The organism is Paenibacillus sp. FSL H7-0940 (genome assembly GCF_037979415.1).
GTDB lineage: Bacteria > Bacillota > Bacilli > Paenibacillales > Paenibacillaceae > Paenibacillus > Paenibacillus amylolyticus.
Genome location: NZ_CP150280.1, coordinates 4,920,591 through 4,936,484 on the forward strand (window position 1 = coordinate 4,920,591; position 15,894 = coordinate 4,936,484).

General features: G+C 47.4%; 12 protein-coding genes. 4 read left to right on the plus strand and 8 right to left on the minus strand.

The genetic code is table 11. The features are described from left to right. The first annotated feature begins 106 nt into the window (after nt 1-106). From MHB71_RS21615 to MHB71_RS21630, 4 genes are all read left to right on the plus strand, one after another. Nucleotides 107-1,054, plus strand: coding sequence for a DMT family transporter (locus MHB71_RS21615; RefSeq protein WP_340027643.1), 948 nt, complete (start codon nt 107-109; stop codon nt 1,052-1,054). 207 nt (nt 1,055-1,261) lie between these two features. Continuing rightward, nucleotides 1,262-2,368: an endospore germination permease gene (locus MHB71_RS21620; RefSeq protein WP_340027645.1), complete on the plus strand. Its 1,107-nt coding sequence runs from the start codon at nt 1,262-1,264 to the stop codon at nt 2,366-2,368. Beyond that, nucleotides 2,349-3,818 carry a spore germination protein gene (locus tag MHB71_RS21625; RefSeq protein ID WP_340027647.1) on the plus strand — a complete coding sequence of 490 codons (1,470 nt, stop codon included), beginning with the start codon at nt 2,349-2,351 and terminating at the stop codon, nt 3,816-3,818. Before MHB71_RS21620 ends, MHB71_RS21625 begins: the two co-directional genes overlap by 20 nt. After that, on the plus strand, nt 3,815-4,972 hold the full coding sequence (locus tag MHB71_RS21630) for a Ger(x)C family spore germination protein (protein WP_340027649.1): 1,158 nt from the start codon (nt 3,815-3,817) through the stop codon (nt 4,970-4,972). The genes MHB71_RS21625 and MHB71_RS21630 overlap by 4 nt, the downstream gene beginning before the upstream one ends. A gap of 86 nt (nt 4,973-5,058) precedes the next feature. On the opposite strand, the gene MHB71_RS21635 is transcribed toward MHB71_RS21630, so the two are convergent. The 8 genes from MHB71_RS21635 to MHB71_RS21670 form a co-directional block, all read right to left on the minus strand. Next, a complete protein-coding gene (locus MHB71_RS21635) occupies nt 5,059-5,475 on the minus strand; it encodes a sensory rhodopsin transducer (RefSeq protein WP_340027651.1) in 417 nt (138 codons plus the stop codon). A 503-nt stretch (nt 5,476-5,978) separates the two neighbouring features. After that, nucleotides 5,979-7,220, minus strand: coding sequence for a rhamnogalacturonan acetylesterase (locus tag MHB71_RS21640; RefSeq protein WP_340027653.1), 1,242 nt, complete (start codon nt 7,218-7,220; stop codon nt 5,979-5,981). 72 nt (nt 7,221-7,292) lie between these two features. Further along, nucleotides 7,293-8,132 carry a carbohydrate ABC transporter permease gene (locus MHB71_RS21645; protein ID WP_017690747.1) on the minus strand — a complete coding sequence of 280 codons (840 nt, stop codon included), beginning with the start codon at nt 8,130-8,132 and terminating at the stop codon, nt 7,293-7,295. Between the two features lie 2 nt (nt 8,133-8,134). Beyond that, the gene (locus MHB71_RS21650) at nt 8,135-9,037 is read right to left on the minus strand and encodes a sugar ABC transporter permease (RefSeq protein ID WP_047841423.1); all 903 of its coding nucleotides are present in this window, start codon (nt 9,035-9,037) and stop codon (nt 8,135-8,137) included. A gap of 139 nt (nt 9,038-9,176) precedes the next feature. Then, nucleotides 9,177-10,460, minus strand: a complete 1,284-nt coding sequence (locus MHB71_RS21655; protein ID WP_339189914.1) for a sugar ABC transporter substrate-binding protein — start codon at nt 10,458-10,460, stop codon at nt 9,177-9,179. Between the two features lie 222 nt (nt 10,461-10,682). Next, nucleotides 10,683-12,236, minus strand: a complete 1,554-nt coding sequence (locus MHB71_RS21660; RefSeq protein ID WP_340027654.1) for a response regulator — start codon at nt 12,234-12,236, stop codon at nt 10,683-10,685. Continuing rightward, a complete protein-coding gene (locus tag MHB71_RS21665) occupies nt 12,211-13,998 on the minus strand; it encodes a histidine kinase (RefSeq protein ID WP_340027655.1) in 1,788 nt (595 codons plus the stop codon). Before MHB71_RS21665 ends, MHB71_RS21660 begins: the two co-directional genes overlap by 26 nt. Before the next feature lie 250 nt (nt 13,999-14,248). Further along, entirely contained in the window at nt 14,249-15,571 is a 1,323-nt protein-coding gene (locus MHB71_RS21670; RefSeq protein ID WP_340027656.1) for a stalk domain-containing protein, read from the minus strand. Between the last annotated feature and the right edge of the window lie 323 nt (nt 15,572-15,894).

Below are 15,894 nucleotides of genomic sequence, written 5' to 3' on the forward strand. Positions count from 1 at the left end.
ATGCACCTGGCAGTATATTGAATAAGGCCAGCACATGCCTCGAACCTGACATAATTCAGGATAATGAAGGATAAAGCGCTATGACTACTGTATTGGAGGAGCATTCATGAACACAACACACACTCGGGGATACGCCTATATCGCAGCTGTATTGTACGCAGCTATTATCGGTCTATCTTTTTTATTTGTTAAAATGACAGTCTCTGTTGCACATCCAATTGATGTGCTTGCCCACCGATTCGCGCTGTCGCTGATCGTTGTCAGCATTCCTGTCATTTTTGGCTGGATCAAAATTCGACTTAGCCTTCGTGATCTGTGGCGAATCATTCCACTGGGGCTTTTATCTCCCGTCTTATTTTTTGCCTTTCAAGCCTTTGGACTTGTCTCTTCCAACTCATCGGAAGCCGGAATTATTCAGGCTATGGCCCCTGTATTCACACTCGTTCTCGCTTCAGTTTTCCTGAAGGAACGTACATCCACGATGCAGAAGCTATTCCTGCTTCTATCTGTTGCTGGAGTGGTCTTTATTTTCATGATGCAAGGAAGCGGCGTATCTATGAGTAACCTGAAGGGTATTGCATTATTGCTACTCTCCACGGTCTGTTTTGCAGGATATGGTGTGCTTGCAAGACCATTAACCCAGAAGTATAAACCAAAGGAATTAACCTGGGTCACACTGATGGTTGGCTGTATTGTATTTAACGCCGCTTCCCTGATCCGACATGCGTCCAACGGCTCCATGATGGACTATATCAAACCGCTTGGAGATACATCCTATCTGGGTGCACTCGCTTATCTGGCAATTCTCTCCACCATGATTTCTACCCTGCTTGCGAGCTATGCCCTTACTCATCTGGAGGCATCGCAAATGAGTGTATTCAGCAATCTGTCCACGCTCATCTCCATCGTAGGAGGTGCATGGATATTGCATGAACCAGTGGGTAGCCATCACTATATTGGTGCATTGTTGATTATCGCCGGTGTGCTTGGCACCAATATGAGCGGTCGCAAACATAGGCTGGTCACCGGAATCAAATCAGATTCCCCATATTGAGACAGCGCGGAATTTGGTTCGCTGGTTCAACGAGTTATACGCTCCCATCCTCCCCAAACCCCGCATTTTGACCGGAAAGCGGCCCGGGAAACGATGTTAGAGGTAAGAGAAACCATGGGTATTCGTTATTTCGACTGACGGTATGAAGCGCTCCAATCACGTTAACACTGCTGAGGACAGTCTATTGGGAAAAGGAGACCCCTCAGCATGAAACGAACACAGCCTTCTTTTTTACAAGCTATGATGTTGATCATGTTGTCCGTTGGCTTGATCAGCCATGTTCTGATTATTCCTGCCCTTTTGGCTGCGGCCAAAAGGGATTCTTGGATTTCCGTCCTGCTATCAGCCGGACCATTTTTGATATTTGCGCTAATGCTCGCATATGTCTCTCGTTTCCTCCAGCATCAAACTCTGCATGAATGGTTAACATCCCGTCTCGGCAAGCCCATTGGCATGTTATTTCGAGTTGGTAACAGTCTCTTTTTTCTGAGCGCAATCTATTTCACCCTGCACGAAACCACGACTTGGGCCAAAACAAATTACCTGACAGAAACGCCAATATTGGTAACTAGTATTGCTCTGATGACTCTATGTGCCTATGGGGCATATAAAGGCATCCGCTCACTGGCATTTACGGCAGGATTGATCCTTCCACTGGTGGTACTGTTGGGCTTCTATGTTGCAATTGTGAACACTCAATATAAGGATTACAGTCGTCTACTGCCTATGTTAGAACATGGCTGGCATCCAGTGCTGAATGGCATGATTTACAGTCTTGCAGGCATGTTTGAACTGCTGTTCATCTGGTATATCCAGCCTCACCTCACCAAACGTATACGTGTATGGCAGTATCTGATGCTCGCACTCATTCTTGTGGGACTGACAGTCGGCCCACTCATCGGGGCGATTGTGGAATTTGATCCTTTTGAGGCTGCCAAAATGCGATATCCCGCCTTTGAAGAATGGCGAATCGCCTCCTTGGGCAAATACATCGCCCAGACCGACTTCTTTTCCATCTACCAGTGGCTCGCAGGCTCGTTCACCCGTATTAGTCTCGCCATGTATATTGTAGTAGAAATATGGAATATTAAGAGCTCTACCAGAAGGCTTATCAGTTGTATCTCGTTAGGTGTCTTCTTTATTCTAACCATGTTGTATCCTCTGGATGATATGACCTTCGAAAAGCTTCTGGTCGAATACATATTTCCGTTCAATCTCGTGTATCTGAGCGGACTTGCGATTATCGCAACGACGGTTGCCTTTATCCATTCACGCCATCAGAGGAGGAAACATCATGGAGCATCAAGCGATTGACACCACGTCCCATGAGACACTGCTTGCCTCTTTGAAAGAGCAGTTCAATCCATGTGCAGATGTCGTTATTCAGACCTTTCCTGTCAAAGATGAATCTGATCAGCCCGTAATTCTGCTTTATTGCGACGGTCTCGTCGACGGTAAACAAATTAACCAATTTATTATTCCCCGTCTGGAACAGCACTCCCTGATCATTGAGGAATCACACCCTAAAGAACTGGGATTAACCTTGAACCCGTTGGATGACCTCACAGATACTAACAAGCTCAATATGTTGATATTTAGTGGACAACTAGTGATCATTTTCGGCAATGGTGTGCAGTCCTGCAGTGTGGATATTGCTGATATCCCGGGACGCAGTCCAGAAGAATCAGCTATTGAAACATCAGTTAAAGGCCCGCGCGATGGATTCACCGAAGAACTCACTACCAACGTGGCCCTTATACGCAAACGAATGAAAACATCTTCGATGTGTTATGAGAAATATGTCAAAGGCGGTCGTACCCAGACAGCCATTGGACTTCTATATGTAAAAGATATTATCAATCCAGACATTCTGAAAGAAGCTCGGCACAATCTGGATCAGATTGAGATTGATGGCATTCTGGGTACCTCAATCATGGAACGAGCTGTCATGGGAGGGATTCGGAGTATCTTTCCACTTACAGATAATACCGAGCGTCCTGATTTTGTCGTTGATTCCCTGTTAAACGGACGTTTTGCCGTTCTCATTGAAGGTTCTCCTGTAGCGGTCATCGCACCAACTACACTTTTCAATCAATTGAAGTCTCCGGAGGACGAAAGTACACCCTTTTTCATCGTTACTTTCGAACGAATTTTGCGTATATCCGGACTGCTGATTGCCTGTTTCTTCCCAGCCTTCTATATCGGCCTGACCAGTTTCAATGTGGAACAGATTCCCCTGCCTCTTCTGGCAACGATTGCTGGCACTCGAATGGGCCTGCCCATGCCGGTGACACTGGAAGCGTTCCTGATGATTTTTATGTTCGAGCTATTTAACGAAGCTGGGCGTAGGTTGCCACGTGCGTTGGGGCAAACGGTCAGCGTTGTTGGCGGGCTTATTATTGGGGATGCTGCCATTAGAGCCGGGATTACGTCCCCTACCATTATTGTCACGGTAGCGATCTCGGTCATCTCTAGCTATATTCTCGTGAACACTGTGTTAAGTGGGGCTACTGCCCATATCCGGATCGGGATGTTACTCATCTCTTCCATTCTTGGATTATTCGGTTTTATGATCGGACTATTAGCCTTGTTGGTACACCTCGTATCGTTGGAGTGTTATGGCGTATCCTATCTGTCACCTGTATCTCCCTACATTCCCGGAGACTTCACTCAGGCCGTATCCATGCCACCTTCCATGAAAAGAACCAAGCGCCCAGAAGCACTTCATACACAGGATTCTACCCGTCGGAGGAAACGTCCGTGAAACGATGGGTATCCATAAGCGGCCTTCTTATATGCTGCTTGATCCTGCTAACCGGGTGCTGGGATTCCAAAGAGGTGCAAAGTATAAACTTCATTACGGCGATAGGAATTGACTATGTAGACAACCAGTATATTGCGTATGCCCAACTGATTGACTTCTCCAGTATTGCAAAACAGGAAACGCCAACTTCCCGGGAGACTAGGGATATCTGGACTGGACGGGGCGAGGGTACAACACTGAGTATGGCTATTAACGACTTGTATGAAACGTCACAGCAGCAAACGCTCTGGACTCATGTTAAAGCTATTGTTTTATCCAAAAAAGTGCTGGACGGTCGACTGGAGGATGTATTTAATACCCTTCTTCATTCAGGCCAATTAAGATATACACCTTGGATCTATGCTACAGAGCATAACATTCCGGATATACTCTCTCCCTCTGCATTGTTGAACCAATCCGCCCAGACCATTGAATTATTTGAGCCCATGAGGCTATACAAACAGCATTCCGGTTACGAACCTATCCGGCTCCATCAGCTTCTCGATGGATTACGGGAACCTGCTTCCGTCGTTCTTTTACCCTCGGTGTCAACGAGGAACGAGACCTGGTTTAACGGCGATAAAACGCCACCCCTTGTTAGAATGGATGGATTTTATGTCATTTCCAAAGGCACAAGTCAAGGTAGAGTTGCAGGAGCAGATGCAGATGGTACACGATACGTAAATTATGAGCGCGTACATCAGTACCCACTTTACGTATATGGGAATGGTGGAAAGACTCCTGACTTAACCTTGATGCTTCATCATCCCAAGACGAAAATCAAGGCGAGGAAGCAAGGTGATGGCGTCACATTTGATCTGGTTATCTCGGTCAAAAGCGCCATCACCGAAGATCATGGGGCTCCTCGGTCTCCAGATGCCATGGAACAAGAAGCCGAGAAACAGATCGAATCCCAAATCCGAGATACGTTCGAAAAAACCAAGGAACGCAAGATCGATTCATACGGTCTTGTGGAACACTTATATCGCCACAACCTTCCCTTATGGAAACAGGAAGTCTACAACCGGGCGGACCCACTCCAACGTTTTAAGCTTGGAAAAGTGGAGGTTCACGTGGATATCCTGAATGCGAGCACATATAAATACAGTGAATAAATGAAGAAATAGAAGCCCCGTACCTGCATTGAATGCAAGGTTACGGGGCTTCTTAACATCTCCAGCTATGCGGTCAATTGGGGAAGTTATCCTAATGGATACGCCATGACACTCATCAAAGCCAATTCAGGCTGGGTCGTGTCCAAACGACTGTACTGGACGATAACGGGGATATTGCTCGAAACCGTAATCGCATAAGGCACGCCCGGCGGAATAGACTGCTCCCCGGATCGCAGCGATGCAGTGCGAATATGCTTCGTCCTTCTCGCTGGCACTTCAGCGACCATACCTTCGAATGGTTCTCTGTCTTCAAAGTAAATCGTGATGTGCAGCTCCGCATCCGTGGCACTGGTGTTCAGTACACAGATGCTCTCATGACTCTCCAATGTGCCCCGGCTCTCCGGGGGAATGTAACCATCCGGAATGACCCAGTAGGTGTGACCTGTAGCTGCTGAAACATTCTTACGGGCAGATGTGCCTGATTCTGTCTGGTCAGGTGTCATTGATATACCTCCTCCTTTTTTGCGAGTGCAATATAGGTTAAAAATGCGTGGGCTCGCGGGGCAGTCGCTTCGAAGGGCGGATCGGGCTGTGGGCCGCTGTTGGCTCGGGATTTCTTGGGCTCATTCGCGGGGGCAACTCTTAAAACCTGTGGGCTCGCGGGGCAGCCGCTTCGGCGGGCGGATCGGGCTGTGGGCCGCTGTTGGCTCGGGATTTCTTTGGCTCATTCGCGGGGGAAACTCTTAAAACCCGTGGGCTCGTGGGGCAGCCGCTTCGGCGGGCGGATCGGGCTGTGGGCCGCTGTTGGCTCGGGATTTCTATTCAATTCCCCCTCAGCAGGGGAAATCCCGCTCCAAAGGCGGGCGCTTCGCTCCCTCTACCCGATTCCGCCCTTCTTCGCTGCTACGCTCGCCTGTTTTTTAAAGATTATTGCCTTCGCTCTTTCGCTGGGCAACTTTGCCGGCTCGTTATTTAATTAACTCGCTTAATTATTAAGGGCATGAACCTACCGCAGATACATCTGCAGCGGTTGCAATTGCAACTCGCGGATGGCTTCTGCCACCTGCTGGGCAAGGCGGCGGGCACCTCTTTCCTGAAAATGCGTGTTATCTTCCACGCCTGATGGGAAGTTCACATACTCGCCTGGCAGTACCCACATAAAGTCGTCCTTAGTGCCTTCAACGCCCGCCTGCTCGAACAGAAGACGACTGCGCTCAGCCAGATCGATCAGCGGAACATCTTCCTCTTCCGCCAGCTCACGCACGGCGATGATATAATCGCCGTGGGTATCGGTCAATGTGCCATCGTCCGCAAAATAGCGACGATGCACTGGGGTGATGAGCACCGGACGAGCCTTGGCTTCGCGTGCAGCATCGATATACTTTTTCAAATATTCCTTATATGTTGTGAATGGGTCCGTCCCACGTTCAGGGTCCGGCTTCTCATCGTTATGTCCAAATTGAATAAACAGAAAATCTTCAGGCTTGATTCGCTCCAGAATGGCGCTTAATCTGCCTTCATTAATAAAACTGCGGGAACTGCGGCCTGACTGGGCATGATTATCCACTGCCACATCATGTTTGAACTGTGCCGGCAATAACTGGCCCCAACCGCAATACGGATATCCACTTTCCGGCTGATCTGTTACGGTTGAATCCCCGGCAAGAAATACGGTCATGGTCTGATTCGCAAGAGTAATCTCCAATGCATTGATTCTCGGTGCAGGACCGGAGAATGACAGACGAAGTCTGCCGCCGCGAACAACAACCGAGAATCTAACCTCTGCGTATTGTCCGGGAAGTGTGCGAATGGTTGGCAGTACAAGCTTGCCTTCACCAGCTTTCACGCGTGTCACTGTCTCAGCCAATTCATCCCCTGCAACAAGTAATACTTGGTAGGTTCCGTCGGGAACATCCACGATGAACGATGCTTTGAGCGGAATACAGAAGCCTGAACGCAATCGGGCAGACATGGTTGTCTGCCCCGGATTGTTATGATGTTGTTTCGTGGGATTCGACACATCGTCATCACGAATGCGTTGTTTCTCATACACCAGAGATCCTGCCTCGAATCCGTACCCTCCGCGTTCCTCATATGCGGTTGTTGCAGTTACTTTCAGATAATCCCCTGTCTCATCTGCTCTTCCCGAGTCTGGTCCAAAGTTAAACTTCCAGCTGGTCACGGACACTGCCTGGCCCTCTGCCGCTGCCTCCATGGCAACGGCCTGACTACCCTGAGCTTTATTCAAAAGCGATAACCTCCTTGGTTAACTTTCGTAAACGTTCATTCGGGCGAAGATACGAAGATACAGTAATCTGGCTTATCCTTTCAATCCGCTGGTGCTCATCCCTTGAACAATTTGTTTCTGGAAGATGAAGAACACAGCTACAACCGGAACCAGACTGACGATGGACATGGCGAACATTGCACCCCAGTTGGAAGCAGATTCGCTATCGAGGAACATTTTCAGCGCCATCGACACGGTGTATTTATCAGGTGAGTTCAGGTACAATACCGGACCGAGCAGATCCTCCCATCTCCAGTAGAAGGAGAAAATGGCTGCAGTCGCCAGAGAAGACTTGATCAGCGGCATAATAATCTGGATATACAGTCTGAACTTGTTACACCCATCGATGGTTGCAGCCTCATCCAGCTCCTTCGGAATCGTTCGAATGAACTGTACCATCAGGAAGATGAAAAACGGCATTCCGAAGAATGTAGGTACAACGATTGGCAAGATAGTATTCAGCCAGCCGAGCTTCGTGAAAATGATGTACTGAGGAACCAATACCACGTCATGTGGCAACATCAGTGTTAACATCATCAAGGAAAACCAGAACGTGCGTCCCTTGAAATTCAGTCTGGCAAAACCAAAAGCGATCAGCGATGACGATATCACAGCACCGATGGTAGATATCACTACGATTACAAGTGAGTTCGTGATGTAATCCATGAACGGTCTTCCCGCTGTGCCTTTCCAGCCATCTACATAGTTGCTCCAGATCCACTCCGCAGGAAACAGGGTATCCGCTGTGACGAATATCGTACGGCTTTCCTTGAATGAACTGAAGAGCATCCAAAGTACGGGATACAACATTAGGAGGGCAAGAGCTGCAACGAACAGGTGATAAATGGGCCATTTCACATTTCTCCAAACCATCGTTACTTCCCTCCTTCAGATTCGTAGAACACCCAGTACTTGGATGTCAGGAACACAGCTACCGTGAGTATACCGATCATGATCAGCATGATCCAAGCCATGGCCGAAGCATAACCCATGTTGTTAAACATAAATGCCTGACGGAACAGATATAGAGAGTACAGCATCGTACCGTCCATTGGACCGCCTTCGCCTTTGGAGATAATATAGGCAGGTACAAACGTCATGAATGCTCCAATCGTCTGCATAATCATATTGAACAGGACGATCGGGCTAAGCAGTGGCAAAGTGATGCTGAAAAATTTCCGTATAGGGTTCGCGCCATCCACACCTGCTGCCTCGTACATCTCAGTAGGGATATTTTTGAGACCAGCCAGGAAGATCAGCATGGACGAACCAAACTGCCACACAGACAGTGAGATGAGCATAACCAGGGACGCATTCGGGTCACCAAACCAGCTTATAGGCCCGATCCCGATTGCCGTTAGAGCACTGTTGATAACACCCTCATTACTGAAGAGGTTACGCCACATAATGGATACGGCCACACTACCACCGATTATGGATGGCAGGTAATACAGCGTCCGGTACGTTCCAATCATACGAGAGCCAGTGTTTAGGACCATCGCTACGAAGAGGGCAAAGATCAACCTTAACGGTACCCCAATGAATACATACAGAAACGTCACTTTGACCGAGTTCCAATATTTCGGGTCATCAAAAAACATTTTGGTGTAGTTATCAAGCCCAATCCACCGCGGAGAAGTGAACAAGTTATAACTCGTGAACGACATATATAAGGACACAAACATGGGGATGAGTGTGAAGCCCAGGAAACCAATAATAAACGGGCTTATGAACGCATATCCAGTTAAGTTTCTACGTAACGACGAATACTGCCTCAATGGAACGAACCTCCTTCATGGATCAGCTTGCTCCCTCATCCTGGCTTCGGTCATCTGGACGGGGAAAGGCCCTCGCATTTGCGAGTAGCCCCATTCCCGACCATCCCTGAAGTGGGACGAGCAAGCCATCATTCAACTGTTATTTATTGTTCGCAAGTACAGATTCGGCGTTCTTGCGGAATGTCTCTGCTGCTTGTTCAGGTGTAATTTTGCCAAAGTTCAATTCTTCAACCACATCTGCCAGGGAAGAGATTACTTCAGGTGAACCAACCGGTGGCGGAGAACTCATTGGTGAAGCCTTAGGCTCCATGGCTGCTACGAATTCAAAGACTTGTTTCGTTGCGTCACTCAGCTCAGGTGCGATAGCTTCTTTGATTGCTCCTGAAATTGGCACACCGCGCTCACCTTTGATCAGTTTGTTGGCTTCCACGTCATTCACCCAGAAATCAATGAATTTAGCCGCTTCTTCCTTCACTTTGGAGTTGGACGTCACACCCCAGTACATACTTGGCTGCATATATAGTCCTTTTTCCATATCTGGTCCTGGCATTGGGGCGATTTCGAGTTGACGGTTCGCTACCTGTTGTAAGGCTACGAACTGGTTGGACCATTGCCACACGCCAATTCCTTTTTCCTTCACGAGATCTGATTCCTCAATAATGCCTTTGGTTTGGTTGGCTACATCCGGCGTAGGTGCTGCACCTTGCTCGATCATGCGGCGCATAAGTCCGAAGAACTCCACAAACAATTGATCATCATCATAACCAAGACCTGTTCCTTCCGCATTGTAAAGCGACAATCCTTTGGTACGCAGGAAGTAGTGGAAGAAAATATCCGGAGCTATCCCTCCATCCAAATACAGACCTTTATCTGCGGTTTGTTTACCCAGTGCTTCGTACGATTCCCAAGTCATATTGTCAGGGATTGCATCCACGCCTGCTTTTTTAAGCAATGCCGGATCATATTGGAAGCCCAGAACGTTAACACCGGCAGGTACACCGTATTGTTTACCGTTAATTACACCTGTGCTGATAACATTCTCGGACACATCGTCCACTTTGATCTGGTTGCCAAGATAAGGCGCTAGATCCTCAAGCTGACCATTCTGTGCATATTGGCTAATATAGGAAATATCCATCTGAACGATGTCAGGCAACTGATTTGCCGCTGCTTGTGGTGCGAGCTTTTTCCAGTAGTCATCAAATGAAGCATATTCCACGTCGATTTTGACATTCGGGTTTTTCGATTTGTACAGGTCGATGACCTTCTGTGTATATTCATGCCTTGCATCCGAGCCCCACCAAGCGATCCGCAGGGTAACTGAGTCATCTCCAGATGCTCCTTCATTTCCTCCACCTGAGCTACATGCCGCTGTAAACACGAGCAAAGCAGCCATCATCAGGAATATTGCCTTTTTCACCATGCCAATCTCCCCTTTTATGTTGATATGGTTGTGTGAACGAGTTATCCTTTTTATTTCTGATAACGCTTTCACAAACTTGTTAATGTCATTTTCGCAAATGTACGACCATAGTTGAATACACAAAACCGTCTTGTTGGTTCAAAAAACAGAGGAGGACAACAGTCCCCCTCTCGGCGCTGTTCGTCCTCCCCAGACATGAATTACATGATTGGTAGCCCATTGTTATATGCCGATCCTGCGGAATTCAGTAGGTGTCATCCCGGTCCATTTTTTGAACACCTGACTGAAATATTGTGAATTCCCGCCAAATCCGAACAATTCAGCAAGCTCAAATACTTTCACATCCCCGCCTCTGCGAATATGGTCACATGCGCGTTCAATGCGCAGACGATTCACGTAATTGGAGAAATTCTCGCCTGTGACTTTTTTGAAAATCTTGCCCAGGTAATCGGGATTCATATACAGCATCTGATGGGCGACTCCGTTGAGAGAAAGATCCGCCTCCCCATAATGACGATCCACGATATCCATCATCTTCTCCACGGCAGAAGACTGGCGGCTGATATGGTTTTTGTAATACCCTGAAGTTAATCGGGCCGCACTGCTTGCAACAAAAGACTTCAAACCGGATAACGTATCGATATGCGGCAGTTCTGCCATACGCTGGGTGAATTCCGTTGCCTCCTCTGGCGGACAGACATGAACCATCGCAGAATATAGCTGCACTACGTAAGAGCGAGTCACTTCAATTTCCAGCTGCTGACGTGATAATAGATCAAACAGACGCTCCACCTCTACCGCTGTTTCCTCGGTATTGCCCGATTTGATCAACTGACACAGTTGCTCGGCATCCTGTTCTACATGCAATCCGTCGCATTCTCCGGCCAGTACCAGATCATTCTTCGTAATCAGCTTGCCTTCACCGATAAAAAAGCGATGGTTCAGATACTGCAACGCCTCACGAAACAACCGCCGGGACTGAATCATTCGATCTGCTTCACTCAGCGCAGCGGTCACTTCCAATTTATATAGTCTGGTGAATGCAGACCGAACCTCTTCAATACTTTCTTTCAGTCCAGCCGGATCAGCTGAATCCGCGAGCAGAATGAGGAGTTTGCCTTCAATGGTTGTGCTTAACAGGACATGTGGGAGCAGGTCATTGGCAATGTTTTTGATCGCAAATAAGTGACTATAATCATGTTCATCTACAATTCGGAACAACAGTAACCGAACTGCGTTCTCTTCAAGCTCCAGATCAAACAGCTCCTGATAATACTCCAGATCAACCGGCCCATAGGTGCGGTTGGTCATGAACTCCAGCAGAAATTGCTCCTTCACATGTGGAAGGACACGCTGCAATCGCTGTTTCATCTCACCGGCAACATGCTCCTTCACCTGAGCATCCTGATGTTCCTGCAACAATTCAGTTAACGCATCATGGATCTGATTCTCGTTGCAGGGCTTGAGCAAATAATGCTTCACACCATATTGCATCGCTCTGCGAGCATATTCGAACTCCTTGTAGCCGGATAACATAATGAAACGTACTCCTGGGTAAGCTTCAGACGCCTTCTCTATGAGTCCGAGACCATCCAGACCTGGCATGGAAATATCCGTAATAATAATATCGGGTCGCGACTGCCCAATTTTGTCCAATGCTTCAATCCCGTTCCTCGCCGTATCCACCAATTCCGTTCCTGCCGCGGCCCAATCGACCACTTGGGAAATCCCCTCCAGAATGACACGTTCATCATCTACGAGCATCACTTTGTACATCGTCATCGTCCTCTCTGATCCAAGGTATGCTGATCGATACTACAGTTCCTGATCCGGGCTTGCTGCTCATCACCATTCCACCTTCATCACCGAAGGTCAGTCTGATTCGTTCCTGGATGTTAGATAACCCAATGCCCTGTCCTCTTGTCTGAATACGTCCTTCGTGTAGTTGTTCCAGGAATTCCTGTGTCATCCCCGGACCGTCGTCCTCGACTTCAATAATCACCTTATCTCCCTCTGCTCTCGCCCGGATCCGAATCCGGCAGGGGTCAATACTTGGTTCGAGCGCATAATGTATCGCGTTCTCCACCAGAGGCTGTAATGTTAACTTCGGTATCCGCGCCGTTCCTACCTCCGGGGCAATTTCCATGTCGAAATCCAGTCTTTCCTCAAAACGTGTGCGCTGAATCGTCACGTAACTGCGGACAATGTCCAGCTCTCTTTCCAGCGTGATCCACTTCTCGGACATATTCACAGAGCTACGCAGCAGAAATCCGAGAGCCTCAACCATTTCCGAGATCTGTCGTTGCTTCTGTACTTTAGCCAGCCAGTTAATGGATTCAAGCGTGTTGTATAGAAAATGTGGATTAATCTGCGCCTGAAGCGCTTTCAACTCGGTCTCACGAATCACCAGTTGCTTGGCATAATTCTCATCAATCAATTCACGTATTCGTTGAAGCATCATCTTGAATGTGCGATGCAGCAGCCCAACCTCATTCTGTGGAGATATCGGAACATTGCCGAGAGCAGCCTCCTCCAGCTTATCCAAATCGCCTTTTTCGATATTACGCATCTTTTTGATCAACTGTGCAATCGGATGGGTAATACTGCGAGAGAATCTCGCTCCAATGATAAGCGCCGCCAGAAAAATCATGATGAAGATCACCGTGACCAACTGTTTGACAAACTGGATCTTTTTAAACATCTGGTCAAACGGGGTTGTGTACAAATAGGTCCAATCCGTATAGGAAGAATGAGCACGAGCTACAAAGTGTCTCCCCTGCTCCAACATGGCAATTCCATAGGGCTGGGTACGCTTCAGTTCAGACTCAATCTCGGCTTCACTGACCGACGATTCTGTTGGATAGATCACTTCTTTTCCATCCGTAATGAGTAATTGGGAGTCCTCGGCCGGTTCTTGCATCTGGTCCTGTACAATTCGGTCCAGCCGGACGCGGATGATCAGTGTGCCGAGGTCCTCCAATGTAAATGCTCCGCCAATAAAGGATTTCACCTGTCGGACCGACAAGAGTCGGGACTGTTTATCCCCACTGGTATGCCATGCATTCGAGCCCGAGTATTGCTGTCCCAGTGCAACCAGTTCCTTTTGCTTCGACTCCGAAATTCCCTCTCGATTGCCTGCAGCCATAACGTTATTATCATTATCGATAAATAGCATGGAATAGACGTATTTTTCGGAACCGGCATAAGCGACTAACCTGTTGGTAATTTTTTTACGTAATCCATTTTTCTCGTAACCCGTTTCGGCCTTTTTCAGTTGGAGCAGATATTGCTGAAGCGGCTCGTCCGACATCACCTTGAAGGAGAGATTGGAAATTTCACGAAGTTGATTCTCAATACCTACCGAAGACATATTGAGGACCTGCGAGGATTTCTCATAGATCTGACGGTCATAGATGCTGAACACATATCGGAGTACGGACGCATAAAACGTAAAGCTGATCAACATCAAAAGTCCGATAAGAAGAATCGTTTTGTGATGAATCGGCAGTGTTGTGAAAGCGTTCTTAATTTTGTTCATCCTAAGCGCTCCTTTGGCTTGCGAGGGGTGCCTGTCATACTATGCATTAGTGGTTTTATTGTAAGTTATTTTCATATTTACACATCCATTGGTCATCTGACAAGATATATTTATGCAACATTTTAGGTCATTAGAGAAGGTATACATCTGTGTCAGCAACTCAAAAAGAACACAAAACAGCCAGAATACCTTGAACAGATCAAGGTATTCTGGCTGTTGAATAACATCATGTTAAAGTAAGAAATACAATTTACGGGTTAACAAAAACAGTTTTCAGCTTCGCTACATATTGCACATCAAAGCCAAGACCTTCAGCCACCATGGCAAGTGGTACATATGTTTTGGACTCTTTGCCTACCTTATTCAGGAATGCAGGTGTATCCACAGTAACCGATGCTCCATTTACCTTCACAGTATTGGCACCAATCTTCACAGCAACTTTCCGGTCTCCATATGTAATGGTTGCGGTTGAAGTTTTGTTATCCCACACCGTAGTAGCCCCGACAGCGTTTACGATGTCTTGAATCGCCACAAAGTTTTTGCCGTTACGGATAATCGGTTTGTACGGTGTATTTAATGTTTTGCCACTCACAATAATGTTCATCGGCTCACCTATCGCAGGTGCAGTCAGCTTGGTGTAGTCGCCCCAGATCGTTTTGGCAAATACTTCGGCAATGGCCGCATATCCAAATTGGTTCGGGTGGAAATCACGATCTTTGATCATATGTGTCATCGTGCCTTCACCACCAACAAACTCCTTGGCCACGTGTGCGACTTTGACATCGGTACCCTGAGCAGTGAATTGTGCTGCAATGCCATCAATGGTCTGTGTGAAACCTTGAGATGCCTCCATCAGTTTGGCATAAAGTGCCTTGCCTGCTACTTCTGGCATCGGTTGATACTGATCGGCGATGACAATTGTAGCTGTCGGATTAATTTCATGGATATCATTAATCGTTGCACTTACATTGGCTGTATATGTTGCGAGTAATTCTTTTACCTTCGCTTGCAGATCCTGATCACTCAGTTTGTCTGCTGTACCGAGAAGCTCAGATACATCATTTCCCCCAATGGTAATTGCAACCAGATTGGCCTTTGCTACACTCTCACGGATTGCAGCAGTATTGGCTCCGATCTGTCCCGCTCTTGGATCAGGAAGACTTGGTTGAATGGCTTCAGAAGTCAGCGTTTTGCCATCCTTAATTGCAGTAGTGAAGTTTTTCAGACCACTGGTTTTCAATCCGGCAATCCCGTAGTTGTCCACCTGTGTACGTCCATGTAGCAAACCTTGCTCCTGGAGACGTTCTACATAACCATAAGGCAATTCTTCTGTGTTGGGCTCATAACCTACCGTTATGGAATCTCCCAATGTGACGATGCGGAACTCCTTAGTTACGGCTACTGCATCTTTCTTCGCTGTCAGCGAAGTCTCGTTTGTACCCGCTGGCAATACACCGGTTTTGGTGTCAGCCGCGTGTGCAGGCAATGCAGATGATGTAAAGAGCAGCATTCCTGCCAACATGCTTACCGTTAAACCGGCAGCTGTATTTTCCCATATACGTTTACGCTTCATTCAGGTAACACTCCTTCTCGCAAATCTATAATTACACTAAATGTACGTGTTCAAAAAGGTCGGTTTTCAGTACCGAGAAGATGGGATGAAGCTAGAAATGGAGTAGCGGAGCGTAGGAAAACTACGTGAGCAACCAAAATGTTTCCTTCGGAAACATACTTCGTAAGCTTCCCGCTTATTTCGGCTGAATTCCATATTCGATGCTGATGATGCCGTTAGGCATCCTTCGTAATCAAAAGCGGACTTTTTGAACAACCTCACTAATATATAGTACATTGGTCATTCCAATGACATTGGTTGGTGTTACTCTATTCTATCATTTT